The sequence below is a fragment of the Paraburkholderia kirstenboschensis genome (assembly GCF_904848585.1).
Classification (GTDB): Bacteria; Pseudomonadota; Gammaproteobacteria; order Burkholderiales; family Burkholderiaceae; genus Paraburkholderia; species Paraburkholderia kirstenboschensis.
The window spans coordinates 64,898-90,757 of record NZ_CAJHCR010000006.1 but is presented as its reverse complement, the minus strand read 5'-3'; the positions used below and the strand labels follow the sequence as shown (position 1 = coordinate 90,757).

The 25,860-nt window shown below is 64.5% G+C and carries 20 protein-coding genes; 9 read left to right on the top strand and 11 right to left on the bottom strand.

The window, feature by feature from the left end; translation table 11 throughout:
- Positions 1-82: 82 nt before the first annotated feature.
- From cobD to cobU, 3 genes are read right to left on the bottom strand one after another with little or no spacing between them, the layout of a single operon-like run.
- Positions 83-1,186 carry a threonine-phosphate decarboxylase CobD gene (gene cobD, locus JMY24_RS18135; RefSeq protein ID WP_236597441.1) on the bottom strand — a complete coding sequence of 368 codons (1,104 nt, stop codon included), beginning with the start codon at positions 1,184-1,186 and terminating at the stop codon, positions 83-85.
- Positions 1,179-2,114, bottom strand: coding sequence for an adenosylcobinamide-phosphate synthase CbiB (cbiB, locus tag JMY24_RS18130; RefSeq protein WP_201702626.1), 936 nt, complete (start codon positions 2,112-2,114; stop codon positions 1,179-1,181). The genes cobD and cbiB overlap by 8 nt, the downstream gene beginning before the upstream one ends.
- Complete coding sequence (cobU, locus tag JMY24_RS18125) at positions 2,114-2,668, bottom strand: bifunctional adenosylcobinamide kinase/adenosylcobinamide-phosphate guanylyltransferase (protein ID WP_128594483.1); 555 nt, start codon at positions 2,666-2,668, stop codon at positions 2,114-2,116. Before cobU ends, cbiB begins: the two co-directional genes overlap by 1 nt.
- Before the next feature lie 145 nt (positions 2,669-2,813).
- Here cobU and JMY24_RS18120 point away from each other — a divergent pair, with 145 nt between their 5' ends.
- Entirely contained in the window at positions 2,814-4,274 is a 1,461-nt protein-coding gene (locus JMY24_RS18120) for a cobyric acid synthase (protein ID WP_236597452.1), read from the top strand.
- A gap of 96 nt (positions 4,275-4,370) precedes the next feature.
- Here the strand turns inward: JMY24_RS18120 and JMY24_RS18115 are convergent, their stop codons facing one another.
- Positions 4,371-4,790, bottom strand: coding sequence for a PaaI family thioesterase (locus JMY24_RS18115; RefSeq protein ID WP_128594485.1), 420 nt, complete (start codon positions 4,788-4,790; stop codon positions 4,371-4,373).
- Positions 4,791-5,023: 233 nt separating this feature from the next.
- Between JMY24_RS18115 and JMY24_RS18110 the strand changes: the two genes are divergently transcribed.
- On the top strand, positions 5,024-5,662 hold the full coding sequence (locus tag JMY24_RS18110) for a ParA family protein (RefSeq protein WP_128594486.1): 639 nt from the start codon (positions 5,024-5,026) through the stop codon (positions 5,660-5,662).
- A gap of 395 nt (positions 5,663-6,057) precedes the next feature.
- Here JMY24_RS18110 and panD read toward each other — a convergent pair whose 3' ends face one another.
- From panD to JMY24_RS18090, 4 genes are all read right to left on the bottom strand, one after another.
- Positions 6,058-6,444 (bottom strand): aspartate 1-decarboxylase, encoded by a 387-nt coding sequence (panD, locus tag JMY24_RS18105; RefSeq protein ID WP_128594487.1) that lies wholly within the window; start codon positions 6,442-6,444, stop codon positions 6,058-6,060.
- 53 nt (positions 6,445-6,497) lie between these two features.
- Complete coding sequence (panC, locus tag JMY24_RS18100; protein WP_201702622.1) at positions 6,498-7,331, bottom strand: pantoate--beta-alanine ligase; 834 nt, start codon at positions 7,329-7,331, stop codon at positions 6,498-6,500.
- 205 nt (positions 7,332-7,536) lie between these two features.
- A complete protein-coding gene (locus JMY24_RS18095; protein WP_128592480.1) occupies positions 7,537-8,412 on the bottom strand; it encodes a segregation and condensation protein A in 876 nt (291 codons plus the stop codon).
- Between the two features lie 16 nt (positions 8,413-8,428).
- On the bottom strand, positions 8,429-8,614 hold the full coding sequence (locus tag JMY24_RS18090) for a DUF3460 family protein (RefSeq protein ID WP_128592479.1): 186 nt from the start codon (positions 8,612-8,614) through the stop codon (positions 8,429-8,431).
- A 360-nt stretch (positions 8,615-8,974) separates the two neighbouring features.
- Here JMY24_RS18090 and JMY24_RS18085 point away from each other — a divergent pair, with 360 nt between their 5' ends.
- Positions 8,975-10,810: an autotransporter assembly complex protein TamA gene (locus JMY24_RS18085; RefSeq protein WP_201702621.1), complete on the top strand. Its 1,836-nt coding sequence runs from the start codon at positions 8,975-8,977 to the stop codon at positions 10,808-10,810.
- 28 nt (positions 10,811-10,838) lie between these two features.
- On the top strand, positions 10,839-15,182 hold the full coding sequence (locus JMY24_RS18080; protein WP_201702620.1) for a translocation/assembly module TamB domain-containing protein: 4,344 nt from the start codon (positions 10,839-10,841) through the stop codon (positions 15,180-15,182).
- A gap of 135 nt (positions 15,183-15,317) precedes the next feature.
- Here the strand turns inward: JMY24_RS18080 and metG are convergent, their stop codons facing one another.
- Both metG and JMY24_RS18070 read right to left on the bottom strand, forming a co-directional pair.
- A complete protein-coding gene (gene metG / locus JMY24_RS18075; protein WP_128594489.1) occupies positions 15,318-17,465 on the bottom strand; it encodes a methionine--tRNA ligase in 2,148 nt (715 codons plus the stop codon).
- A 406-nt stretch (positions 17,466-17,871) separates the two neighbouring features.
- Positions 17,872-18,525, bottom strand: coding sequence for an OmpA family protein (locus JMY24_RS18070; protein WP_201702618.1), 654 nt, complete (start codon positions 18,523-18,525; stop codon positions 17,872-17,874).
- 404 nt (positions 18,526-18,929) lie between these two features.
- Between JMY24_RS18070 and apbC the strand changes: the two genes are divergently transcribed.
- From apbC to JMY24_RS18045, 5 genes are all read left to right on the top strand, one after another.
- The gene (apbC, locus tag JMY24_RS18065) at positions 18,930-20,018 is read left to right on the top strand and encodes an iron-sulfur cluster carrier protein ApbC (protein WP_128594491.1); all 1,089 of its coding nucleotides are present in this window, start codon (positions 18,930-18,932) and stop codon (positions 20,016-20,018) included.
- Positions 20,019-20,148: 130 nt separating this feature from the next.
- The gene (locus tag JMY24_RS18060) at positions 20,149-20,682 is read left to right on the top strand and encodes a superoxide dismutase family protein (protein WP_128591577.1); all 534 of its coding nucleotides are present in this window, start codon (positions 20,149-20,151) and stop codon (positions 20,680-20,682) included.
- A gap of 347 nt (positions 20,683-21,029) precedes the next feature.
- Positions 21,030-21,599 (top strand): dCTP deaminase, encoded by a 570-nt coding sequence (gene dcd / locus JMY24_RS18055; protein ID WP_006048517.1) that lies wholly within the window; start codon positions 21,030-21,032, stop codon positions 21,597-21,599.
- Between the two features lie 87 nt (positions 21,600-21,686).
- Complete coding sequence (locus JMY24_RS18050) at positions 21,687-23,972, top strand: arginine/lysine/ornithine decarboxylase (protein WP_128594492.1); 2,286 nt, start codon at positions 21,687-21,689, stop codon at positions 23,970-23,972.
- Between the two features lie 116 nt (positions 23,973-24,088).
- Positions 24,089-24,769, top strand: a complete 681-nt coding sequence (locus JMY24_RS18045; RefSeq protein ID WP_201702617.1) for a lysozyme inhibitor LprI family protein — start codon at positions 24,089-24,091, stop codon at positions 24,767-24,769.
- A 36-nt stretch (positions 24,770-24,805) separates the two neighbouring features.
- Here JMY24_RS18045 and JMY24_RS18040 read toward each other — a convergent pair whose 3' ends face one another.
- Positions 24,806-25,732 (bottom strand): bestrophin family protein, encoded by a 927-nt coding sequence (locus JMY24_RS18040; RefSeq protein WP_201702616.1) that lies wholly within the window; start codon positions 25,730-25,732, stop codon positions 24,806-24,808.
- Between the last annotated feature and the right edge of the window lie 128 nt (positions 25,733-25,860).

Sequence of the window (25,860 nt, the reverse complement as noted above, 5' to 3'; positions counted from 1 at the left end):
ACGTCGAGTTTTGCGTTGGGCGGATCGATGCGATGCGCTGCGCTGTGAGGCGATACGGGCAAGCTTTGCGGTCGTCAACGGATCAGGCCGGTCGCGTTGCGTCAATCGTCTCGACTGCCGCGCGCAAGCTTTTGGCGAGACGCTCCCATTCGTCTTCGCTCGCGGGCAAACCGAAACGCACGCTGCCTGACGATGCGAAAAGCCGCGTCCACACGCCGCGCGTGGCCAACGCCTCGTGCAGGGCTGCGGCACGTGGATCGTCGGTCCACGCGAAGAGCGGGGTGCTGCGGGTACGAATGCCATGAACTTGCAGCAGATCGACGAGGCGCGCGCTGTCCGCTTCGAGCCGTGTGCGCATCTGCCGTTGCCAGGCGCGGTCCGAAAACGCGGCCTTCACGGCATGACGCGCGGGACCGCTGACGGTCCACGCGCCGAGCACGCGGCGCAAGCTGTCGAGCAGCGCAGGCGCGGCAAGCACGAAACCGGCGCGTACGCCCGCAAGTCCGAAGAACTTCCCGGGCGAGCGCAACACGATCAAACCCTCGCGATCCGTACAGCCTGCAAGCGAAGCGGCGGGTATCGTATCCGCGAAGGCTTCGTCGACGAGGAGTGTGCCGCCGCGTGCGCTCAACTGCGCGTGCCAATCGAGCAGCTTCGCAGCGCACAGATGCTCGGCGGTCGGATTATTCGGATTCACGACGGCCACATGCGTGAGCGCATCGGGCAGCACATTCCACGAAAGATCAAGCGGCACCACGCGATGTCCGGCCCGCTCGAATGCAGGCGCATATTCGCTGTAGGTGAGCGGCGCGATGCCGACTCCCCCGCGCGGCAGCAACGCCGGCAACGCGCGAATCGCCGCCTGGCTTCCGGCAACCGGCAACACATGCGCCGCGTCCGGCGCGCCGTAGTAGCGCGCGGCGCAGTCGGCGAGGCCGTCGCCTTCGTCGGGCAGGCGGCGCCAGGCGTCGGCGGGAACGGGCGGCACCGGATAGCCGTGCGGATTGATTCCCGTCGACAGATCGAGCCACTGCGCGTAGGGAATGCGATAGCGCACAGCCGCTTCGTGCAGATTGCCGCCATGCAGGATCGTCGCACTGGCTGACGCGCATGCAGCCGGCGCTTCGCCAGCGTGCCCTGGCTTTATATTTTGAAGTGAGCGCCGCTCGTCCATTCGTTCAGACATGCAAGGGCACGCTCAGCAAGGCCAGCACGATCAGCACCGCGAGCCACAAAATCACCGTACGTTCGACCAGCATGAGCGCGGCCGTGATGTGAGCGGCCTTCGCGGGATGCCCGAAGCCGAGCGTGGGCCGATGTTCGATCGCGCCGTTATAAACGGCGGGACCGCCGATCAGCACGTTCAGACTGCCCGCGCCCGAGGCCATGACCGGCCCTGCGTTCGGGCTGTCCCAGCGCGGCGCCTGTTCGCGCCAGCAACGCCACGCGGTGCGCGTGTCGCCGAGCAGCGCATAGCTCGCGGCGGTGAGGCGCGCGGGAATCCAGTTGAGCACGTCGTCGAGTCGCGCGGCGGCCCAGCCGAAGCGCAAATAGCGCGGCGTGCGGTAACCCCACATGGCATCGAGCGTATTGGCGAGGCGAAATCCGAGCGCGCCCGGACCGCCCGCGATCGCGAACCAGAAGAGCGCGCCAAAGATCGCGTCATTGCCGTTTTCGAGTGCCGATTCGACGGCGGCGCGGGCAAGCGCGGCTTCATCGGCGTTGGCCGTTTCGCGCGAGACGATCCGCGCCGTCAGCAGGCGCGCTTCAGCGAGATCGCGATGCGCGAGCGCCCGCGCGATCGGCTCGATATGGTCGTGCAGGCTGCGTGCCCCGAGCGCGAACCACAGCAATGCAACGTGCACTGCGCAGGCCGCGAAAAACGGCAGCACGGCGACGAGCCACCAGGCGACCAGCACCGGCGGCAGCACGGCAAGCGACCATGCGAGCAGCCCCTTGAGCCGCAAGCGCCGTCCGCGGTTGTAATGCGCTTCGAAACGTGCCGCCCATTTGCCGAAAGCCACCAGCGGATGAGCGCCGCCCGGCTCGCCGAACCAGCGGTCGACGGCCACGCCCGCAGTCGCGAGCGTCACGATAAGAGGAAGCGAGAGCATCACGCGCCGCCCGCGGTTTTGAGCGTGAGCGGCAGGCCCGCGACCATCATCGTGGCCTGCGTGGAGAGCGCCGCGACGCGCTGATTCAGCCGCCCGAGTTCGTCGACGTAAAGACGCGTTGCCGCGCCGAGCGGCACGACGCCGAGGCCGATTTCGTTGCTGACCACGATGACCTTGCCGCGAGCGTTGCCAAGCGCGGCCTCCAGTTCTTCGATGCGGGCTCGATATTGATCGGGCGGCAGGCCGTCGCCATCGGCGGGACACAGCAGGTTGGCGAGCCATAGCGTGAGGCAGTCGATCAGCGTGCAACGCCCTGGCGCGTCGGCCTGGGAGATAGCGCCGGCGAGATCGACGTCTGCTTCCAGCAAACGCCACTGTGCAGGGCGCCGCGCACGATGATGCGCGATGCGCGCGGTGAATTCGGCGTCGCCGGTCACGCGTGCCGTGGCGATGTAGGTCACGGGCAGCGCGCTTTGGCCGGCAAGCTGTTCCGCGTGCACGCTCTTGCCTGAGCGCGCGCCGCCGAGAACGAAGGTAAGGTCGCGGGAAATCATCGCGTGATTGTACCGGCGTGCAGCGCGGGCCGGCGCGATGGGATAATGCCGCGGTTTAATAGTCTTTTCCTTCGCCGAGTCCGACATTTCCGTGACCATCCATTCGATCTCGCATGACGCCATATCCGTGCCGCGCGGCACGCTAATGATCCAGGGCACCACGTCCGATGCGGGCAAGAGTACGCTGGTCGCCGGCTTATGCCGGCTCGCGCGGCGCGCCGGTGTCCGGGTCGCGCCGTTCAAGCCGCAGAACATGGCGCTCAACAGCGCAGTCACCGTCGACGGCGGCGAGATCGGTCGTGCTCAGGCGTTGCAGGCAGTGGCCGCCGGCATCGCCGCTCACACCGATCTGAACCCCGTGCTGCTCAAGCCCACGAGCGATCGCGGCGCGCAGGTGATCATCCACGGCAAGGCGCGCATGAATCTCGACGCCCGCGCGTATCACGATTACAAACCCGTCGCTTTCGAAGCGGTGCTTGCGTCCTACGCGCGGCTGCAAGCGGCGTATGACACGATTTTCGTGGAAGGCGCGGGCAGTCCGGCCGAGATCAATCTGCGCGAGCGCGACATCGCCAACATGGGTTTTGCCGAAGCCGTCGACTGTCCGGTCGTGCTGGTGGCGGACATCGACCGGGGCGGGGTGTTCGCGCATCTGACGGGGACGCTTGCGTGCCTGTCGGCAAGCGAGCAGGCGCGTGTACGGGGTTTCATCATCAACCGTTTTCGAGGCGATATCGGACTGCTGAAGCCGGGTCTCGACTGGCTCGAGGCGAAGACCGGCAAGCCGGTGCTGGGTGTCGTCCCGTATCTGCATGGCCTCACGCTCGACGCCGAGGACATGCTGCCGCCCGAGCTGCGCGCGGCGCAGCGCGGCGACGCCGCGCGCACCTTGCGCGTGGTCGTGCCGGTGCTGCCGCACATCAGCAACCACACGGATTTCGACGCGCTGCGCCCGCATCCGCAGGTCGATTTTCATTACGTGCGAAGCGGCACGCCGCCGCCGCCCGCGGACCTCATCATCCTGCCGGGTTCGAAGAACGTGCCCGGCGATCTGGCGTTTCTGCGTGCGCAAGGCTGGGACACGGTGCTGCAACGGCATTTGCGCTATGGCGGGCGCGTGATCGGAATATGCGGCGGGATGCAGATGCTCGGGCGCGAGGTCGCCGATCCGCACGGCGTGGAAGGTGCGCCGGGAACGTCGGCGGGCCTTGGCTGGCTCGACTACTCGACAGTGCTGACGCGCGAAAAGACGCTGAAGAACGTGACTGGCCGCCTCGCGTTGCCAGGCTCCCCGGACGTGGGCGGTTACGAGATCCATATGGGCGAGACGCAAGGACCGGCGCTGGAATCGCCGGCGCTGCGCCTTGGGCTGCCGGGCGAAGCGCGTCCCGACGGCGCAATTTCCGCGGATGGCCAGATCCTCGCGACGTACGTGCACGGCCTGTTCGACACACCGGCCGCCTGCGCGGCGCTGCTGGCCTGGGCCGGACTAAGCGACGCGGACCCAATCGACTACCCCGCGTTGCGCGAAGCGTCGCTGGACCGGCTCGCCGACACGCTGGCTGAACACCTGGATCTGGCCAGATTGATGGCGGCGATGGCTTGACGGCCGGACTCGCCAGCGCGGCGATCACATTCTGCGAAGAAGCGCCAAAGCGAAGCGGACTTCGGGTCGCGCTCTCTGCGATGTCCTGCGGTTCTGTCAATACAGCACGATCTGCGTGCAGCGGAACAGGGCGATCGTCTTGCCGTTCGGACCGGTGACCGTGGCGTCCCAAACCTGCGTGCTGCGGCCAAGGTGTACGCCCTTAGCCACCGCGCGGATCGTGCCTTCGGTCGCCGTGCCGAGAAAGTTGCTTTTTAGCTCGACTGTCGTGAAGTTGCGCGCCGTTTCCGGCAGGTGGGCGAGGCACGCATAGCCGCAAGCGGTGTCCGCGAGACCGATTACCGTGGCCGCGTGCAGAAAACCGTTTGGCGCGAGCAGTTCTTCCCGCACGGTCAATTCCGCAGTCAGCGCGCCTTCGTCCAGCGACAGCACATGCACGCCCAGCAAGCCTGGCAGCTTGCCCTTCTGGCGTTCGTGCAGTCGTTCGACGGTGTATTCCGGCCAGAGTTTGCTCATTGGATTGGCTTCCTGGAAAGGTTGAATCGGTGATCGGGGCGACCGATTAGCCGTTCGGGGGCTTCGGCCTCGCTGCATTTGTCGATATTATCAACGGCTGGATCGGCGCACGGACTCGAATCTGTGCAAATCGGCGCGCCGATATGACAATAGGCACAAGCCAAAAGCAGAAGGTTCAGGGCAGAACGCGGCGAACCGGCTGGCGTCGTCCAGCCTTCATTCCGGGAGTATTCATGACGGTAATCGTGGTGGCGAATCCGAAGGGCGGCGTGGGCAAAAGCACGCTGTCGACCAATCTGGCCGGCTATTTCGCCGCAACCGGCGAGTGGGTTGCGCTCGCCGATCTCGACAAGCAGCAGTCAGCGCATGCGTGGCTGTCATTGCGGCCGGACACGCTGCCGGCCATCGAAACGTGGGAAGTCAGCCCCGAGACGCCCGCCAAACCGCCAAAGGGCCTCGAGCACGCGATTATCGACACCCCGGCCGGCTTACACGGCAATCGCATGAATATCGCGCTGGAGCTGGCCGACAAGGTGATCGTGCCGCTGCAGCCGTCGATGTTCGATATTCTGGCTACGCAGGAATTTCTGGAGCGGCTCGCGAAGGAAAAAGCGGTCAGGAAAGGTGCAATCGAGATCGGCGTGGTGGGCATGCGCGTCGATGCGCGCACGCGTTCGGCGGAGCAGTTGCACCGTTTCGTCGAGGGGCTGAAGCTGCCGGTGCTCGGTTATCTGCGCGACACGCAGAACTACGTGCAGCTGGCGGCGCACGGTCTGACCTTGTGGGACGTCGCCAAAAGCCGCGTGGAGAAGGACCTGGAGCAGTGGCAGCCGATCATCGAATGGACGAATGGCGCCGGCAGGAAGGGGTGAGGGCAGGGCTTCGGTGAGGCTCGTGCTGGCTTAAAAGCGGTGGCGCTGGAGAGAGCCGACCGGAGCCGGCGGGAGCCAACCCGTAGTTGTCTGGAGCAACCCGGGGCCACCAGCGCCACCGAGCCACCCGAGCCACCCGAGCCACCGAGCCACCGAGCCACCGAGCCACCGAGCCACCGAGCCACCGAGTCACCCGAGCCACCCGAGCCACCCGAGCCACCCGAGCCACCCGAGCCACCCGAGCCACCCGAGCCACCCGAGCCACCCGAGCCACCCGAGCCACCCGCGCGAGGCAGCATGGCCGCCGCTTTGATCGGCGGCGTGACGCTGAGCCGGGGGAGGCAAAGCCCAGTCGAGCCCAGCCCGGTTACAAAAAGCTCAGCCAAGTGCGTCGCTCAATTCCAGTTCTGCGTTGGCACGTGATCGCGGCTGCCCTTGATCTTGTTGTTTTCATCGACGAACACGAGGTCTGGCTTCCAGCCCGCCTTCAACTCCGCTTCGTCGACCACCGCGAAGGCCGCGATGATCACCAGGTCGCCCAGTTGCGCGCGCCGCGCAGCCGAGCCGTTCAGCGAAATCATGCCGCTGCCGCGCTCGCCCTTGATCGCATAGGTCGAGAAACGCTCACCATTGTTGATGTTCCAGATGTCGATCCGTTCGTTTTCGACAATGTTCGCCGCTTCGAGCAGGTCTTCGTCGATCGCGCACGAGCCTTCGTAGTGCAGCTCGCAATGCGTGACCGCGACGCGGTGGATCTTCGACTTCAGCATGTTGCGTTGCATAACCAATCAATCCTTGTAACTTCTTGGGCGTGTCTACGCTGTTCCAGACGGCTTCAGATTTCGAGGTTGTCGATAAGACGGGTCGCACCGAGCTTGGCGGCGGCCAGCACCACGAGTTCCGCGTTCGCGTCTTGCGGACCCGGCGGCAGCAGATTCGAGCGCTTGCGCACTGCGATGTAGTCGGGCTGCCAGCCGCGAGCCGTGAGCGACGCCATCGCCGCGCGCTCGAGCGCTGCGAAGTCGCGCTCGCCCGCGAGCACCGCGTCGCGCACGCGATTGAGCTCGGCGGCCAGCATCGGCGCCTCGGTGCGCTCGGCCGGCTGCAAGTAGCGGTTGCGCGAGCTGAGCGCAAGACCGTCGGTATCGCGCACGGTCTCAGCCGCGATGATGTCGGTCGGCACCGCGAACTGCTGGCACATGCGGCGCACGATCATCAGCTGCTGGTAGTCCTTCTTGCCGAACACCGCCACACGCGGCTGCACGCACGACATCAGCTTCATCACGACAGTGCACACGCCCTGGAAAAAGCCCGGCCGGAATTCGCCTTCGAGAATGTCGCCGAGATCGTGCGGCGGGTGCACCCGGTATTCCTGCGGCTCCGGATAGAGGTCGCGCTCTGTCGGCGCGAACAGCACGTAGACGTTTTCCTTCTGCAGCTTCTCGATGTCGGCTTCCATCGTGCGCGGATATTTGTCGAAGTCCTCGTTCGGCCCGAACTGCAGACGATTGACGAAGATGCTCGCCACCACCGGATCGCCGTGCTGGCGCGCGAGACGCATCAGCGACAGATGGCCCTCGTGCAGATTGCCCATGGTCGGCACAAAGGCCGTGCGATTCTGGCCGCGCAACTGGTCGCGCAATTCATGGATCGAGCTGATGACTTTCATGATCGGACAGGGATTCCTCGCGCGGCGCGAGACTGGGTTGACGCAAAGGCCTCAGGCTATTGCGCGGCCCGCCGCCTCACTGGTAATGACAGGTTCGGAGCGCGGGATTGTAGTGGATTTGGCCGCCGGACGCACCGAAACGAGGCCTGATCGGCCGTTTTTGGAGCATGAAGCCCGGCCCGCTGCGCCGAAACCGGTCTCCGCGTCAGGCCGGCAAATAGGCGAGGCGCACGTAGATGGGGGCGAACGGCTCGGCCTGAGTAATTTCGACGAGCGATTCCCGGCACAACTCGAGCATCGCGATGAAGTTGACCACCACGACCGGCACACCCTTGCTGGTATCGAACAGGTCGGAGAATTCGACGAAGCGCGCGTTCTGAAGTTGCCGCAGGATCGAACTCATATGCTCGCGCACAGACAGTTCTTCGCGCGAAATCTTGTGATGCTGGACGAGTTTCGCGCGCTTGATCACGTCGGCCCAGGCGGCGCGCAGGTCCTCGCTGTTCACGTCGGGAAAGCGCGGCGTGATGCTTTGCTCGATATAGACCTCGGCGCGCAGGAAGTCGCGGCCGAGTTGCGGCAACTGGTCGATGCGCTGCGCGGCGAGCTTCATCTGCTCGTATTCGAGCAGGCGCCGCACCAGTTCCGCGCGCGGGTCTTCGGCTTCCTCGCCGCTGTCGGCCTTCTTGACGGGCAACAGCATGCGCGACTTGATCTCGATCAGCATCGCGGCCATCAGCAGATATTCGGACGCGAGTTCGAGATTGGTCTGGCGCAACTGGTCGACATAGCCGAGGTACTGCACCGTGACATCCGCCATGGGAATGTCGAGTACGTTGAAGTTCTGCTTGCGGATCAGGTACAGCAACAGATCCAGCGGGCCCTCGAACGTTTCTAGGAACACTTCGAGCGCGTCCGGCGGGATGTACAGGTCGGTCGGCAGCTTGAAGAGCGGCTCGCCGTACAGGCGTGCGAAAGCAATGCCGTCGACGGTGTCAGGCGTCGAATCGGTGGCGGGCGCGGCAAGCGCGGCGTCGGACCGAGCCGGCGGCGCGCCGTGTGCCTCGTCGGCGGGATTCATTGATTGGGGGTGGCGCTCAGAAGTTCTGGTAGTACGAGTAAGGCGTCTGGTCGACGCGCGACGCTTTCTGCTCGGCGCGCTCTTCGAGGTCGATCGGCTGCTTGTCCCACAGCAAGGCCCGGCCGCGGCGTTGCTCGGCTTCGAGGTTGGGCTTCTGTTGCTTGAGCTGGTTCAGGAACTGGGTGATGTCCGATTGATACATGGCTCGACGTCCGTGGTTGGGGCGTGGTTGGGCAAATGGCGGCTTAGCCGTGGTCTTCGTGCGGGTGCCGCTACTATTCCGTAATTTTAGCGCATGCGCCGCTCGCGGTCGAAAAACCCGGTCGGCGCCCGACGCATCGTCGGCTAAATTCCGCTCCGCGCGGATCGCCGGAACCCGCGTGTCGCACCGCGCGTCAAAGGCGGGCGCGCGGGCCTCTGGCCATGCGCCGCGCGGGCGTTCGCGGGTGCGTTCGCGGGTGCGTTTAGAGATAGCGCGGCGCTGCCGATGTGGTCAAATAGCGAGCTTCGGCGGGACTGCGCCCGAACGACAAAATTCATCAACGATGGCCGGAGGTCCTGTTTGGCGGGGTGTGCGATCGAAAAGCCGCATGGGCGGCGCAGCGAAGCCGGCGGGGGCCGCGGCGTTTGCACGCCAATGCGGCGCTGGCTGCGCGCGTGGCTCGCCCTAGGCGTCCTGCTGCTGATGCTGGCTAACGGCCCCGCATACGCGGCGCGCCCGGCGGCGAGCTACAAGGTCGATGTCGAAGCTTCGCCGCGCTCGCTGCGCAAGCTGCTCGAAGAACACCTGGACATTGCGCGGTTTGCGAAGCGCCCCGACATCAGCGACGACCAGTTCGAATTTCTGATTACGGCGACGCCCCAGCAGGTGCGCGATCTGGCAGCCACCCAAGGCTACTTCACCCCGATTGTGCGCACGGACGTGCGTACCGTCGAGAACACGAAGCATGTGACCGTGAGCGTCGATCCTGGACCGCAAACCCTCATCACGTCCGTTTCCCTGTCGTTTCGCGGCCCGGTGCTGACCGAGGACCCGGCGCAGGAAAACGCCGCGCGTTTTGCATTTTCGCTGCACGAGGGCGACGCGTTTTCGCAGGCGGCCTGGGACGACGCGAAGAACGCGTCGCTGAAGGCGTTGCAGGCGCGCCGCTATCTGGGCGCGAAGATCTATCACGCCGAGGCGCGCGTCGATCCACGCACGCACGAGGCCAAGCTGTCGGTCGCGTATGAAAGTGGGCCCACCTTCACGATGGGCAAGCTGGACGTGTCGGGCACGCGGCGCTACCCGGAAGAGATCGTCCACAATGTGAATCCGATTTCTGTGGGCGACGTGTACGACGTGCAGCGCATTACCGAATTGCAGCGGCAGTTGCAGAACACGCCCTACTACGCGAGCGTCGCGATCGATGTGAACAGCGATCCGGAGAAGCCGGTCGAAACGCCGCTGCATGTGAAGGTGTCGGAGTATCCGTACAACAGCATTCGCGGCGGCGTCGGCTACTCGACCGACAATGGTGCGCTGGTGCAGGGCGCGTACTCATATCTGAATACGTTCGGCAAGGCATGGCCGTTCACCATCGACGGCCGGGTCGATCAGGTTCAACAGTACGGCCAGATTCAGCTTGCAATGCCGCCGGGACGACGGGGATGGACCAATAGTGTGTTGGCGTCCTACACGACCACGGACGTTTCCGACACGCGTATCTATAGCATCCGCGGCGGTGTGCAGCGTACTCGCACGTCGCAGTTCATCGACTACACGTATGCGATCCTGTTCTATCAGGACCGGCTCGACCAGAACGTCGGTGAGCCGACTACGAGCCGCGCGCTGGTGCCGTCGTGGTCGTGGACCCGGCGCAATACCGACGACCCGCTGTTCCCGCGCAAGGGCAACCTGATCCACGTCGAAGCCGGTTTCGCGGTGAAGGGCGTGCTCACCGACCAGACGTTCATCCGCGGCTACGCGCGCGGCCAGCAGTACCTGCCAATCGGCAAGCAGGACCTCATGGTGTTTCGCGCGGAACTCGGCGGCGTGTTCACGAGCGGCAGTTCAAGCGGCATTCCGGCTTCGCTGCTGTTTCGCGCGGGCGGCTCGAATTCGGTGCGCGGTTATTCCTACCAGAGCATCGGTAACAACGTTCAGGGTTCGGTATTGCCGACAAAATATCTCGTGACGGCATCGGCGGAATACCAGCACTGGTTTACGCACGACTGGGGCGCGGCGGCCTTCTTCGACGTCGGCACGGCCACCGACACCTGGGGCGAGAAAACTTTTTATCCGGGCGCGGGCGTCGGCGCGCGCTGGCGCAGCCCGGTGGGCCCGGTCAATGTCGACCTGGCATACGGCATCCGCAACAGAAGCGTGCGGCCCTATCTGACGCTCGGTATCGCCTTCTGATGCGAACCTCCTTGTACACGAACCACGCATGACGACGGACGTTTCCGCCCAACCTCCCGCGCAGCCGCCCGGCAACCAGCCGCCGGGCGCTGAACCGCCTGGCACGCCCGAACCGCCGCCGGCGAAGCGTCGCGGCGCCGGCCGCCTGCTGCTGAAAACGCTCGGCTGGACGGTCGTGGCGCTGGTGTTGCTCGTCGCGTTGGCGCTTGGCCTGCTGTACGGCGCGCTCACCACCGAACGCGGCACCGCCTATGCGTGGCAGGCGGCGGTCAAGCTGCTCGGCGGCAAGCTGAGCGGCACGCTGGAAAGCGGAGCGCTCGCGAACGGCGTGCGGCTACGGGAAGTGCGCTGGCGCGCGCTCGACGGCAGCGGCACCGACATCCAGGTTGACCGTGTGTCGGGCCGTTGGGCGCTCATGCGCGAGCCTTGGCGTTTCACCATCGACTATCTGCATGTGGGTACCGTGGACGCGCGCATCGGTGCCACGTCGTCGAGCAGCAGCGAGCCGCTGAAGCTGCCGCAAGAACTGCGCTTGCCGATGCAGCTGGAAATCCGCGACGTGCAGGTGGACAAGCTGTTGTTGCGCCAGGGCACGTCGACAACCGAATTTTCACACTTCGCTTTCCATGGACGCAGCGACGGGCGTCACCACGAGGCCGCGATCGAGCGGCTCGATACGCCGTTCGGCGCGGTGACGGCGTCGGCAAAGCTCGACGGCGTGCGGCCGTTTCCGCTGACGGGCGAGGTGGGTTATTCGGGCAAGGTCAACGACGAGGCCGTGCAGGTGGGCGGGCATCTGAGCGGTTCGCTGGCAAATCTCGTCGCCGAACTCGACGCGAGCGGGATGAAGCTGGCCGGCCACGCGCAGGTCGAAGCCACGCCGTTCGGCGAGGTGCCGCTCAAGCGCGCGACGTTGACTTTCGATCACGTCAATCCGCAGGCGTTCGCGCCGGGCGCGCCGCTCGCCGATCTGGCCGTGAGGGCGGAGTTGCAGCCGGTGGGGCAGCCGGCGGGACAGCAGGCGGGTGAGGGTGGGGCGAGCGCGGCCAGTGGGGCTAGCGCCACCACTTTGCTGGGCCTTGCACAAGGCCCAACTGCAGCACTTCCCGCAAGCGCCGGCCAGGCGCGCGCGGCCGGCAAGACTACCGCCGGCTTCGCAGTCGCGGGCCACATCTCGATTGTCAACGCCCGTCCCGGCGCGATCGATCAAAACCTGCTGCCGCTCATCGACGCCAACGCCGACGTGCGCCTCGACGCCAGCGCGCAGCGCATCTCGAACCTCGCTGTGCGCCTCGTGAAGAGCGCCACGCTGAAGGGCAGCGGCGCGCTGAGCGGCAAGCGCGGCCAGTTCGATCTGCAGGTTGCCGGTCTCGACCTGAACGCGCTTCAGGCGACGGTGCGGCCCACGCAGCTGTCCGGGCCGATCGCCATCCGGCTCAACGACGATATCCAAAGCGTCACGCTCGATCTGGCCGATCCCAAAGCGGCGCTGCGCGCGCAGGGCAAGCTTACGATGGACCCCGCGCGGCTCAGCTTCAACGACGTGCGTATCACGTCGGGCAAAGGCCACATCGATCTGTCCGGCGCGCTCAAGCACGACGCGAATTCCAGCTACAACCTGAAGGCGCAACTCACCGATTTCGATCCGTTGACGCTGACCTCGCAAATGCCGTCACGCACGCCAGTCAACGGACCCGCAGTGCCGCAGAGCGAGGCGAAAGGCAGGCTGTCGGCGCAGGCCGGGGCGCAAGCGGGCAGCACCTCCGGCGCCAAAAGCGCAGCCCCTGCGGATAAGGCCGCGGCGGCCGTCAAGAACACCGGCAAGGCCGTCGTCAAAAAAGAGGTGATCGAGCGCAAGGCACCCGCGCCGAAACGCGCCGGGCCGCCAGCGCGCAAGATCGAGGCGAAAGTCAACGGCACGCTGTCCGCGACCGGCACGCTGGCACCCGTTTTCACCACCAAGGCCGAGTTCAAGCTGGGCCCGAGCGTCTACGACGGCCTGCCGCTGACCGGCGGCGGCACCGTGCAACTTGCGGGCTCGCGGATTCTGCCGAGCCGCGCGAACCTGTCGGTGGCGGGCAACCAGGTGGATCTGCAGGGCAGCTTCGGCGCACGCGGCGACCGCTTGCGCTTTCATATCGACGCACCGGCGCTCGAGCGCCTCGGCTTCGGCCTCGCCGGGCTCGTCGCCGCCGACGGCGACCTGACCGGCTCATTCGAGCATCCGAACGTGGTGCTGAACTACAAGGCCGACAGCGTCGTGTTGAGCAGCAACCGCATCGGCCATGCGGAAGGTCATGCCGAACTACGCGACGGCGCGAACGGCGCGCTCGTCTTCACGACGGACGCACGCAACGTAAGCGCGGGCGGCGTCGATCTCACCACGCTCACCGCGCGTCTGACCGGCACGCGCGCCAGTCATTCGCTCGAAGCCGCGGCTACCGGCAAGCTGCAGGATCGCCCACTGGATCTGACGCTCGCGGCCAACGGCAAGCTTACCGAGGCGCGCGACGGCACCCGCTGGGACGGCACGGTGACGCGTCTGCAAAACCGCGGCACGCCCGCTTTGAATCTCGAGTCGCCGCTTGCCGTGAGCGCCGGGCCGCGCCGGCTGACGCTCGGCGCGACACGGCTCACGCTAGAAGGCGCGGTGTTGAGCCTGAAGTCATTCTCTTTCGACCACGGCAAGGCTCAGTCGGCGGGCAGCCTGACCGGCATTTCCGTGGCGCGTCTGCAGGACTTGCGGCGCGAGATCACCGGCACGCCGCCGGCCGTCAAGACCGATCTCATATTCGACGGCGACTGGGACTTCGCGCTCGGCAGCACGGCGAGCGGCCATATCCAGTTGCAGCGCCGCAGCGGCGACGTCACGGTCGAGATCGGCCGCGGGCTGGCGTCGCTGGGTATTTCGGATATCTCCGCGCGCGCCGAGTTCAGCGGCGGCAATCGCCTGAACGCGACGGTGCATGCGCAGGCGAGCCGCATCGGCGTGATCGACGCCGATGCGCACACCACGCTGGTTGCGCGCGACGGCTTCCTCACCGTCAACGAGGAGGGTGCGCTCACCGGCAATGTCAACGCGAATGTGCCGTCGCTGAAAACGACCGGCGGGCTGTTCGGGCCGAGCTATCTGCTCGACGGCCACATCGCGTTGAAGCTCGCGCTCGGCGGCACCGTCGCCAAGCCTAACCTGACGGGCTCGCTGCTCGGCGACGAGCTCTCCGCCACGCTCGTCGACCAGGGTGTGCAGTTGAAGGACGGCATCGTGCGGGTCGCGCTGTCGCACAACCTCGTCGAGTTCCAGCAGGTCGAGTTCCACGGCGCGAGCGGCACCTTGCGCGCAACCGGCCGGGTACGTCTGGACGGCGCGGAACCGGACCTGACTGCGAGCATCGTCGCAGACAAACTCGAACTCTTTGCCGCGCCGGATCGTAATCTGTCGCTCACGGGCAGCGCCAGCGTCGCCAACGCCGGCGCGCAAGGCGGTATGGCGATCAACGGCAAATTCGTCGTCGACCACGCGCTGTTCGACATGCCGGAGCAATCCGCGCCCAAGCTCGGCGACGACGTGGTGGTCGTACGCCCGGACGGCACGGTGGCGGGCGAGCGGCCGCGGCCGGTGCCGGGCAGCAATAAGCCGATCGGTCCGTTTGCACCGCGCGCGAACATCGACATCAACCTTGGCAACAACTTCCGGTTTCGCGGACAAGGGGCCGACCTCGGCCTGACCGGCACGATTACGGCGATGAGCGCGCCGAATCTGCCGCTGCGCGCGGTCGGCAACGTGCGCGTGACGCAGGGCTCGACCTACACCACATTCGGCCGCAAGCTCAATATCGAAAACGGCTTCTTCACGTTTAACGGACCGGTCGCCAACCCCGGCATCAATATCCTGGCGATGCGCCGCAATCAGCAGGTGGAGGCGGGCGTCTCGGTTACGGGCACCGTGAACTTCCCGGTCGCGAAGCTCGTGTCGGAGCCGAACGTGCCGGATACCGAAAAGCTCTCGTGGCTGCTCTTTGGCCATGGCACCGATCAGGGCAACAACCTTGGCCAGCAGAGCACGATGACCACCGCGCTCGCGTTGCTCGGTAGCGCGAGCGGCAAGCGGATTGCGCAGACCTTCGGTCTCGACGAGTTCTCGATTGGCCGCAGCGAAGTCGGATTGACCGATCCGCAGGTCGTGATGGTGTCGAAGGCGATCAACGAATGGCTCGTGATCGGCTATGAGCAGGGGTTGCAGTCGGCGAGCAACGCGGTCAAGGCGACCGTCAACCTGACGCGCTACTGGTCCGTCGCGGCCTATGGCGGCACGTTCGACGGAATCGAGTTGCTTTATACGCGGCGCTATGACCGGATCAAGTGGTGGTGATGTTCTTCTGGCCGCTCGCGCTGTCCTGAAGAACGCCATGCCTCGCCCATAGAAAAGCAGGCGAAAAAAAACGGCACGCCTTTTACAGCGTGCCGTTTTGCTTGTTGCAGCTAACCGTGCGTGTGCGCTCGCGCGTTACTTCACGCGCATGCCCGGCTTGGCGCCGCTGTGCGGCTCGAGCACGTAGAGGCCAGGTTCGGCTTTCTCGTCGGCCGCCGACGCCGCCAGCACCATGCCTTCCGACAGGCCGAACTTCATTTTGCGCGGTGCGAGGTTCGCGACCATCACCGTAAGCTTGCCGATCAGTTGCTCCGGCTGATACGCGGACTTGATGCCGGAGAAGACGTTGCGCGTTTTCCCTTCGCCGACGTCCAGCGTGAGTTGCAGCAGCTTGTCCGAACCTTCGACCGCCTTGCAGTCGACGATCTTTGCGACACGCAGATCGATCTTCGCGAAGTCGTCGATCGAGATGACTTCGGGCGTGACGTCCTTGTCGTCCTTGTCCGCGGCGGCGGTCTTTGCCGCTTTCGACTTCGCCTTCGCGTCCGCGGCCGGCGCACCCGTTTCCGGCGTGGCTTGCAGCGAGTCGCGATTGGCCGCCAGCAAGGCTTCGATCTGCTTCGGGTCGACGCGCGTCATCAGATGCTTGTACGCGTTGATCGGACGCGCCGAACTGAGCGGTACGTTGGCGTCGGCCCATACGAGCGGCTCGATGCCGAGGAACGCTTCGACCGCTTCCGCGAGCTTCGGCAGCACGGGCTTGAGCGCAAGCGACAGCAGGCGGAACGCCTCGATGCTCACGCTGCAGGTTTCGTGCAGCGCGACGGCATTGGCCGGGTCCTTCGCCTGATCCCAGGGCTTGGCCGTGTCGACGTAAGCGTTCACCGCATCGGCCAGATCCATGGTGTGACGCAGCGCGCGGTTGTACTCGCGCGCTTCGTAGTTCGCGGCGATTTGCGGCACGGCGGCGCGCAGCGACGCGAGCAGCGGGTGCTGCATCGCGCTGTCCTGCACGCGGCCGTCGAAGCGCTTGATCAGGAAGCCGGCGGCGCGGCTCGCAATGTTCACGTACTTGCCGACCAGATCACTGTTCACGCGCGCCTGGAAGTCGTCGAGATTCAGGTCGAGGTCTTCCATCGTGCTGTTCAGCTTGGCCGCGAAGTAATAGCGCAGCCATTCCGGGTTCAGGCCGGTGTCGATCACGCTTTGCGCGGTGATGAAAGTGCCGCGCGACTTCGACATTTTCGCGCCGTCCACGGTCAGGAAGCCGTGCGCGAACACGTTGGTCGGCGTGCGGTGGCCCGAAAATTCGAGCATGGCCGGCCAGAACAACGTGTGGAAATACAGAATGTCTTTGCCGATAAAGTGATACTGCTCAGCCTTCGAGCCCGGGCGAACCCACGCGTCGAAGTCGAGCCCGCGCTTTTCGGCGAGGTTCTTGAAGCTCGCGTAGTAGCCGACCGGCGCATCCAGCCACACGTAGAAGTATTTGCCCGGCGCGCCTGGGATCTCGAAGCCGAAATACGGTGCGTCACGCGAAATATCCCAGTCGGCGAGCTTGGCTTCACCGGCGTCGCCCAGCCACTCGCGCATCTTGTTGGTCGCTTCCGGCTGGGCGAGGCCGCCCACCCACGCGCGCAGGAAGTTCTCGCAGCGCGGGTCGGACAGGCGGAAGAAGTAATGCGTCGATGTTTTGCGAATCGGCGTGGCGCCCGACACCACCGAGTACGGATTGACGAGTTCGGTGGGCTGATAGGTCGAGCCGCACACTTCGCAGCTGTCGCCGTACTGGTCTTTCGCGCCGCACTTCGGGCATTCGCCCTTGATGAAGCGGTCCGGCAAGAACATTTCCTTGACCGGGTCGTACGCCTGTTCGATCTCGCGCGCGTCGATCAAGCCTGCTTCCTTCAGCGCGAGATAGACGTTCTCGCTCAGGACGCGGTTCTCTTCGGAATCGGTCGAATAATAGTTGTCGAACGAGATGCCGAAGCTGTCGAAGTCGCGCTTGTGCTCCTGCCAGACGCGGTCGATCAGGTGCTTCGGCGTCAAACCTTCCAGTTCCGCGCGCAGCATGACCGGCGTGCCGTGCGTGTCGTCGGCGCCCACGTAATAGACCTCGTGCCCGTGCATTCGCAGCGTGCGGACCCAGATGTCCGTCTGGATATATTCGACCAGATGGCCAATATGAATTTGCCCGTTCGCATAAGGAAGGGCCGACGTGACGAGAATCTGGCGGCGGGCCGACGGCGCGCCTGCAGTGAGATCGGTTGCGGGTGCTGACATAAGGATGGTGGGAGCCTGCGGTGGGACGAAAGGTCGATTCTAGCAGGGCAGACGCCCGCGGGCGCGGGCCCGCGCGGGCGCGCAGCTTGCCGCGCTGCATTGGGCACTGCGAAAAGCGAGCGCCCAAAAAAAACCGGGGCGATTAACCCCGGAGCAACAACGACAAGAGGAGAATGGTGACGCGGCGGCTTCGCCAGCCACGTACCGTAAAGACAGACAGCGGAATTTCGGGAGAGTTCGAAATTTTTTCGCCCTCGTGAAAGATTTCCCGCGCTGCATTTCTTACGGCTCGATCAGCATCAGGCCGCCGGCCACGCGATAAGCGAACCGGCGACGCCGGTCAGCCCGGCAGGCCGGTGCTGCGCGCCTCCGGCCCCTAATTTCCCTTTGCGGTCGCGGGTTACCGTTATTGCGTGGTGTGCTGAGCCGTGGCGCGCAGATAGATTTCCACGCGACGGTTTGCTGCACGGCCGGCTTCGGTGTTGTTGTCGGCGATCGGCTGGTTCTGGCCCATGCCTTGTGCCGACAAACGCTGCGGCGCGACGCCGCGTTGCGCCAGGAAGCCCGTCACGCTTTGCGCGCGATTGACCGACAGCGTCTGGTTATACGCCGGCTGACCGGTGCTGTCCGTGTAGCCGATTACTTGCGCGATCACTTCCGGGTTCTGCTGCAGCGTTTGCGTCAGCTGATCCAGCACCGGCGCGAACGACGGCTTGATCGCATAGCTGTTGGTGTCGAACGTGACCGAGCTCGGAATGTTCAGCTTGAGCGAGCCGTCCGGCTGCTCGGTGATCTGCGTGCCGGTGCCCTTGGTGGCGCCCGACAGCTTGTTGTGAATGGATTGCCAGTTGTAGCCGGTGATGCCGCCCACCGCTGCGCCGACACCGGCGCCAATCGCCGCGCCCTTGCCGCCGCCGAAAATGGCGCCCAGCGCCGCGCCGGTGCCGGCGCCTACGCCCGTACCCACGGCCGTGTTAGTGCCCTGTTGGCTGGCGCAACCTGCCAGCAAGGAGCCGGAAACGGCGAGAACGGCGAGGCGAGTCATGATTTTTGCATTCATTTCTGATTCCTTTCGAGTAAAGCGAATGACGCGAATAAAGCGCGCGAATAACACGCGCGGGTGAAGCGTCCGTGGCGCTAGAGCCTGCGTGGCGAACGTCACGGCACCAGAACAGACTGCTCGACAATACGGACAAGCCGAGGGGGCCACGCGAGCGAGGCGTAAAGACCAAACGCGTTCTTCAGTCCCGGTCCGACAATGAAGAAGGGTCTTCCGGCAGCGCTCGACGTGAGCCACTACAATAAAGCCTGGCGTACGCAGCGATGCGGCCCCATGGCGGTCCGCCGGCCCAAAGGGTGCCCGGCACGCCTGGTTTTCGCAATGCTGTCTAACAATTTCTTGCAATTCCGGCGCGTGGCGTGACTTCGATTCCGCTGCGCTGCATGTGTTCCCTTGGAGTGTCAATGAGTATCGATCGGGCTTTGGTCGACGCTGCCCTCGCAGCCGTCACTGACCCCAACACCGGCCGGCCGTATGCCGCTGCCAGGAACATTAAAAACGTCGCCGTGGAGGGTGACACGGTTAGCGTCGCGGTGGTACTCGGCTATCCGGCCATGCGCCAGTTCGAGGCGATCCGCAAGCAGTTTGCCGACGCGTTGCAGGCCGTGCCAGGCGTGGTGCAGACGCACATCCAGTTGTCGCAGGAAATCGCCGCGCACACGGTGCAGCGCGGCGTGAAACTCTTGCCGAACGTTAAAAATATCGTGGCCGTCGCGTCGGGCAAGGGTGGCGTCGGCAAGAGCACGACCGCCGTGAACCTCGCGCTGGCGCTTGCGAGCGAGGGTGCGTCGGTCGGCATACTCGACGCCGATATCTACGGACCCTCGCTGCCCCTGATGCTGGGCATCGAAGGGCGCCCCGAATCGCCGGACGAAAAGACCATGAACCCGATGACGGGCCACGGTCTGCAGGCCAACTCCATCGGCTTTCTGATCGAGCAGGACAACCCGATGGTGTGGCGCGGCCCGATGGCCACGTCGGCGCTCGAACAGCTGCTGCGGCAGACCAACTGGCGCGATCTCGATTACCTGATCGTCGATATGCCGCCGGGCACCGGGGACATCCAGTTGACGCTGTCACAACGCGTGCCCGTGACCGGCGCCGTGATCGTCACCACGCCGCAGGACATTGCGCTGCTCGACGCCCGCAAGGGCCTGAAAATGTTCGAGAAAGTCGGCATTCCGATTCTCGGCATCGTCGAGAATATGGCGATGCATATCTGCTCGAACTGCGGCCACGAAGAGCATATCTTCGGCTCGGGCGGCGGCGAGCGCATGGGCAAGGAATATGGCGTCGACGTGCTCGGCAGTCTGCCGCTCGACATTGCGATCCGCGAGCAGGCCGACTCCGGCCGTCCGACGGTAGTGGCTGATCCGCAAGGGCGCATCGCGGAGATTTACCGCACCATCGCGCGCAAGGTGGCGGTTCATATCGCCGAGCGTGCCCGCGACATGACTTCCAAATTTCCCAACATCGTCGTGCAGAACACCTGACGAGCCGTTCAAACGACGGTTGGAAGGGGGGCCCAGGCGTCTATTCGCGCCTGGTCTCGCGGTATCATGTCGACTTCACAGGTTCGGCTCGGCGACCGCAGGGGCGGCTGCCAGCCGGCACGAGGATCGCATGGGAAAACGAATCGACTGGCAGGCGGTGCATGCCTTCATCGTCCTGACTGCCAGCAGTATGCTGTTATGCGGCTGCAGCGCCTTCCTGAGACCACAGGAAAAGCGCGCCGACGCGCAGTTGCTGCCCACCGTGGGCAATCAGGCGCGAGGCCTCGTTACGTTCATCGAACGCTCGGACGGCGTGCAGGTCACCTACAATCTCGCGGGCCTGCCGGCCAACAGCGATCACGCGCTGCAAGTTCACGAGCGCGGCGACTGCAATGCCACCGACGGCTCCAGCGCCGGCCAGGTGTTCTCGCCGGCTGCCGAGCGTCTGAAAGCGGGCGCGCGCGTCGAAGGCGATCTCGGCAACATTCATGCGGACGCGAACGGCGTGGCGACCGGCTTCATCGTCGCTCCGGACGTTTCGCTCGACGGTATCCGTTCGGTTCTGCAACGCGCGGTGCTGCTGCATCACGACGCAACCGATCCCTACGCGTATCCGCCGCATGGTGCGGGTCCCGCGCTTGCGTGCGGTCTGATCCGTCAATGAGCAATAACCGCGTGGTTGGCCTGTTGCTCCTACCTGTGGCCGAGCGGCCAGAAGCGGACCAGGAGCAGACGAAAGCAGCCCAAAGCAGACCAAAGCAGACCCAAGCGGCTTCCCAGCGCTCAGCAGTGGCCCCCATGTGCGGCAGCATCCTCGTGATCGCGTAAAATAAGCGCCTTTCGCGGCGGCGGCCGGCCGGCGTCATCGCCAATGCTGCCCCGGGCAGCTTCTTGCGGGCGCACCGGCAAAAGCCGGTCCTAAGAAGTGGGACAACCGGTCGCAACGTGCCCGGCACGCGCCGGGTTGTTATCCGTCACACACCTGTTATTCACGTCGAGCAGCGTTCACCTATGACCATCAAATCCGACAAGTGGATCCGGCGCATGGCCGAGTCGCACAAAATGATCGAGCCGTTCGTGCCCGATCAGGTTCGCGTCTCCGAAGACGGCCGGAAGATTGTCAGTTACGGCACATCGAGCTACGGCTACGACATTCGCTGCGCCGACGAATTCAAGATCTTCACGAACATCAACTCGACCATTGTCGACCCGAAAAATTTCGACGAGAAATCGTTCGTGGACTTCAAGGGCGACGTCTGCATCATCCCGCCTAATTCGTTCGCGCTCGCTCGCACGGTCGAGTATTTCCGCATTCCGCGCTCGGTGCTGACCGTGTGTCTCGGCAAGTCCACTTACGCGCGCTGCGGCATCATCGTGAACGTCACGCCGTTCGAGCCGGAATGGGAAGGTCACGTCACGCTCGAATTCTCGAATACGACACCTTTGCCTGCGAAAATCTACGCGAACGAAGGCGTCGCCCAGGTGCTGTTTTTCGAAAGCGACGAGATTTGTGAAACGTCGTACGCGGATCGCGGCGGCAAATATCAAGGACAGCACGGGGTCACGTTGCCGAAGACGTGACGTCGGCAGTGCATTGACCCACCAGGTACACAGGGTGACCGCTGCAATCTATCCAGTGCAGCGGTCGTTCTTTTTGGAGAATCGCCCATGAAGTTCCGTTTTCCCGTCGTCATCATCGACGAAGATTTCCGCTCCGAGAACATCTCGGGTTCCGGCATTCGGGCTTTGGCCGAAGCAATCGAGAAAGAAGGCGCGGAAGTGCTCGGGTTGACGAGCTACGGCGATCTGACTTCGTTCGCGCAGCAGTCGAGCCGCGCGTCGTGCTTCATCCTTTCGATCGACGACGACGAACTGCTGCCCTACGTCGAAAACGTCGTGGTCGAAGGGGAAACGCCGGAACTGGCGGCCGCCATCGTCGCGCTGCGCGCGTTCGTGACGGAAGTGCGCCGCCGCAACGCCGACATTCCGATCTTCCTGTACGGCGAAACGCGTACTTCTCGCCACTTGCCGAACGACATCCTGCGTGAATTGCACGGCTTCATCCACATGTTCGAGGACACGCCGGAGTTCGTCGCGCGCCATATCATCCGCGAAACGAAGGTTTATCTGGATTCGCTCGCGCCGCCGTTCTTCAAGGAACTGGTGCAGTACGCCGAAGAAGGCTCGTACTCGTGGCACTGTCCGGGGCACTCGGGGGGCGTCGCGTTCCTGAAGAGCCCGCTCGGTCAGATGTTCCATCAGTTCTTCGGCGAGAACATGCTGCGCGCGGACGTCTGCAACGCCGTCGACGAACTCGGGCAACTGCTCGATCACACCGGCCCCGTTGCGGCTTCCGAGCGCAACGCCGCGCGCATCTTCAGCGCGGACCATGTGTTCTTCGTGACCAACGGCACGTCGACCTCGAACAAGATCGTCTGGCACGGCACGGTCGCGCCGGGCGACATCGTGCTGGTGGACCGCAACTGCCACAAGTCGATCCTGCACGCGATCACGATGACCGGCGCGATTCCGGTGTTCCTCACGCCGACGCGCAACAACTTCGGCATCATCGGTCCGATTCCGCGTTCGGAGTTCGAGCCGGAAAACATCCGCAAGAAGATCGAGGCGAATCCGTTCGCCCGCGAAGCGCTCGCGAAGAACCCGAACCTGAAGCCGCGCATTCTGACGATCACCCAAAGCACGTACGACGGCGTGATCTACAACGTCGAGATGATCAAGGAAATGTTGGGCGAATGGCTCGACACGCTCCACTTCGACGAAGCGTGGCTGCCGCATGCCGAATTCCACGAGTTCTATCAGGACATGCACGCGATCGGCGCGGGCCGTCCGCGCATCGGCGCAATGGTCTTTGCCACGCACTCCACGCACAAGCTGCTGGCCGGCATCTCGCAGGCTTCGCAGATCGTCGTGCAGGATTCGAAGAACAGCCGCTTCGACAAGCACCGCTTCAACGAGGCGTATCTGATGCATACGTCGACGAGCCCGCAATACGCGATCATCGCGTCGTGCGATGTGGCCGCGGCCATGATGGAAGCGCCCGGCGGCACAGCTCTGGTCGAAGAGTCGATTGCGGAAGCGCTGGACTTCCGCCGTGCTATGACCAAGGTCGATACGGAATACGGCGACGACTGGTTCTTCAAGGTCTGGGGCCCGGACCAGTTCGCCGACGAAGGCATCGGTTCGCGCGAAGACTGGATGCTTCGCCCGAACGATTCGTGGCACGGTTTCGGACCGCTTGCCGAAGGCTTCAACATGCTCGATCCGATCAAGGCGACTATCGTCACGCCGGGTCTGGACATGGACGGCGGTTTCGGCGAGACGGGCATTCCGGCCGCGATCGTGACCAAGTATCTGGCCGAGCACGGCATCATCGTCGAGAAGACCGGGCTGTATTCGTTCTTCATCATGTTCACGATCGGCATCACGAAGGGCCGCTGGAATTCGATGGTGACCGAACTCCAGCAGTTCAAGGACGACTACGACAACAACCAGCCGTTGTGGCGCGTGTTGCCGGACTTCGTCGCGCTGCATCCGACGTATGAGCGCGTCGGTTTGCGCGACCTGTGCCAGCAGATCCACAGCGTCTACCGCGCGAACGACATTGCGCGGCTCACGACCGAGATGTACCTGTCGAGCATGGAACCGGCGATGAAGCCGTCCGACGCGTTCGCGAAGCTCGCGCACCGTGAGATCGACCGCGTGCCCATCGACGAACTCGAAGGCCGCGTCACGTCGATTCTGTTGACGCCGTATCCGCCGGGCATTCCGCTGCTCATTCCGGGCGAGCGCTTTAACAAGACCATCGTCAACTATCTGCGTTTCGCGCGTGAATTCAACGAGCGTTTCCCGGGTTTCCACACGGACATTCACGGTCTCGTCGGCGAGATGATCAACGGACGCATCGAATATTTCGTCGATTGCGTGCGCGTCTGACAATGCGCTTCATGACGTTCCTCGGAAGCAACCGAGGCTTGCGGCGCCGGTTGCGCGCGCCGGCTTCGGTGCGCGCGGCACAGAGCGCACTTGTGCGTGCACTTGCAGGCGCGCTGATGCGTACGTTCACGTGCGCACTGCTAATCGGTGTCGCGCCGCTCGCCGCGCGCGCTGAAGTCGCCGCAGCCGATCCGATCGACGCGGCGATGCGCACGTGTCTGGCACGCAGCGATATGTCGTCGACGGCGGGGCAGGTGCAGTGCATGGAGACTGCGCGCATCGGCTGGAAGACCGCTTTGGACAACGCATGGCAGCAGTTGCAGCCGGAGTTGCCGCCGGCGCGGCGCAAGGAGTGGCAGAAGAGTCAGGCGAGCTGGCAGGCTTCACGTGATGCCGAAACGCAACTGCTCGCGGCGGTGTTCGCCACCACGCGCGGCACGATGTATGTGCTCGCCGAAGCCGATATGCAATTGCAGCCGGTGCGTGACCGGGCGCTCGCGCTGCGCAGCGCGGTGGCGAAGGCGAGTGCCGGCGGCGGCGATCCTGCGGGCCGTCCGCGTGCTTGCCGTGCGGACGCGCGCTGCGAACACGCGATGTTCGACCTGAATCGCTACTATCGCCGTCTGCACGCAAAGATGCCGGCGCGCTCGCGTCCCACGCTGACGCGCGCACAAAAGGCGTGGACCGCCTACCTGAACGCGACCACGCCGCTCGTCGACGAGCGCGGCCGCATCGACATCATCGGTGCGCGTGTGGCGACGCTCAAGCGTTTGTCGGAAACGGTCGGCAACGACTAGACCTGCGAGCAGGCAGGCGCTGCCTCATCGAGAGGTTCAGGTCAGCGCGTAGCTTTCGCCTTGCGGGTCGGGCAGCGCGACCGCGGGTTCGCCGCGCAGATCGCACAGTGCGTCTTCAATGATGAGGGACATGGTGTGCAGCGCGAGGTCGTTGTCGTCGGTGCCGAACGGCTCCTCGATTTGCGACGCGATCGCTTCGTGCGCCATGAAGGTGTACGCAACGAACACCGCGAACACCGGCGTAAAAATGCCGATGCTGTCGACGAGTCCAAACGGCAGCGACGCGCAAAAGAAATACACCGTGCGGTGAATCATCACCGAGTAGGCAAACGGCAACGGCGTCGACACGATGCGCTCGCATCCGCCGATCACATCCGACAAGCCATTCAGATTCCGGTCGAACGCGAGTACACCCATCGGATCGATCGAGCCGTTTTGCGCCTGGCGCTGCACCCATTCGCCGAGAACCAGCATTAGCGTCGCCGGTTTGTAGCGCGACGCCATAACGCGTTCGAACAACGCAGGCGGCAGGCGTGCGGCGAGGTCGTCGCGCGGATCGCTTCTGCGAAGCTGATGGCGCAGCGCGTGCGGCAACGCGCCCAACGCGGCGCAAAACTCGGCCACTTCTTCTTTCGGCAACTGCGAGGTTCGCAAGGTCAGCGCCTGGCGAGTAAGCGAACGCGCGTCATTCAACAATTGGCCCCAGAGCTTGCGCGCTTCCCACCAGCGGTCATAACTGGCGTTGTTGCGAAAGCCGAGAAATACCGCGAGAGCGATGCCGATGAGCGAGAACGGCGCAGTCGTGTTGAGGTTCAGCGAGATTGGCAGCAGATGATCGTGCGCTGCGACCGCAATGACCGAGATCGCGAAAATGAGGAAGAGCCGGGGAAGCAACTGCGGAAGCACCGAGCCGCGCCAGGCGAGCAGCATGCGGAACCAATGGAGATGCGGACGGATGATCATCGGTGTGCTTTGCCGTGAGCGATGGAGTTTCTATTATCGCTTGTTGTCCGGGTCGCGCTATTGAAGCGCGTACTCGCACAGGCAATGCTTCTGTCCGCATTTTCAGGAGATGTATGAAGGCCACGCCG

Excerpts from the sequence above, each read along its gene's own strand:
- metG (WP_128594489.1), bottom strand. The coding sequence starts at position 17,465 with ATGTCAGCACCCGCAACCGATCTCACTGCAGGCGCGCCGTCGGCCCGC.
- dcd (WP_006048517.1), top strand. The coding sequence starts at position 21,030 with ATGACCATCAAATCCGACAAGTGGATCCGGCGCATGGCCGAGTCGCAC.
- cobD (WP_236597441.1), bottom strand. The coding sequence starts at position 1,186 with ATGTCTGAACGAATGGACGAGCGGCGCTCACTTCAAAATATAAAGCCA.
- JMY24_RS18095 (WP_128592480.1), bottom strand. The coding sequence starts at position 8,412 with ATGAATCCCGCCGACGAGGCACACGGCGCGCCGCCGGCTCGGTCCGAC.
- JMY24_RS18115 (WP_128594485.1), bottom strand. The coding sequence starts at position 4,790 with ATGAGCAAACTCTGGCCGGAATACACCGTCGAACGACTGCACGAACGC.
- JMY24_RS18045 (WP_201702617.1), top strand. The coding sequence starts at position 24,089 with ATGCGTACGTTCACGTGCGCACTGCTAATCGGTGTCGCGCCGCTCGCC.
- JMY24_RS18120 (WP_236597452.1), top strand. The coding sequence starts at position 2,814 with ATGATCCAGGGCACCACGTCCGATGCGGGCAAGAGTACGCTGGTCGCC.
- panC (WP_201702622.1), bottom strand. The coding sequence starts at position 7,331 with ATGAAAGTCATCAGCTCGATCCATGAATTGCGCGACCAGTTGCGCGGC.
- apbC (WP_128594491.1), top strand. The coding sequence starts at position 18,930 with ATGAGTATCGATCGGGCTTTGGTCGACGCTGCCCTCGCAGCCGTCACT.
- JMY24_RS18060 (WP_128591577.1), top strand. The coding sequence starts at position 20,149 with ATGGGAAAACGAATCGACTGGCAGGCGGTGCATGCCTTCATCGTCCTG.
- JMY24_RS18080 (WP_201702620.1), top strand. The coding sequence starts at position 10,839 with ATGACGACGGACGTTTCCGCCCAACCTCCCGCGCAGCCGCCCGGCAAC.
- cobU (WP_128594483.1), bottom strand. The coding sequence starts at position 2,668 with ATGATTTCCCGCGACCTTACCTTCGTTCTCGGCGGCGCGCGCTCAGGC.
- JMY24_RS18070 (WP_201702618.1), bottom strand. The coding sequence starts at position 18,525 with ATGAATGCAAAAATCATGACTCGCCTCGCCGTTCTCGCCGTTTCCGGC.
- JMY24_RS18090 (WP_128592479.1), bottom strand. The coding sequence starts at position 8,614 with ATGTATCAATCGGACATCACCCAGTTCCTGAACCAGCTCAAGCAACAG.
- panD (WP_128594487.1), bottom strand. The coding sequence starts at position 6,444 with ATGCAACGCAACATGCTGAAGTCGAAGATCCACCGCGTCGCGGTCACG.
- JMY24_RS18050 (WP_128594492.1), top strand. The coding sequence starts at position 21,687 with ATGAAGTTCCGTTTTCCCGTCGTCATCATCGACGAAGATTTCCGCTCC.
- cbiB (WP_201702626.1), bottom strand. The coding sequence starts at position 2,114 with ATGCTCTCGCTTCCTCTTATCGTGACGCTCGCGACTGCGGGCGTGGCC.
- JMY24_RS18040 (WP_201702616.1), bottom strand. The coding sequence starts at position 25,732 with ATGATCATCCGTCCGCATCTCCATTGGTTCCGCATGCTGCTCGCCTGG.
- JMY24_RS18110 (WP_128594486.1), top strand. The coding sequence starts at position 5,024 with ATGACGGTAATCGTGGTGGCGAATCCGAAGGGCGGCGTGGGCAAAAGC.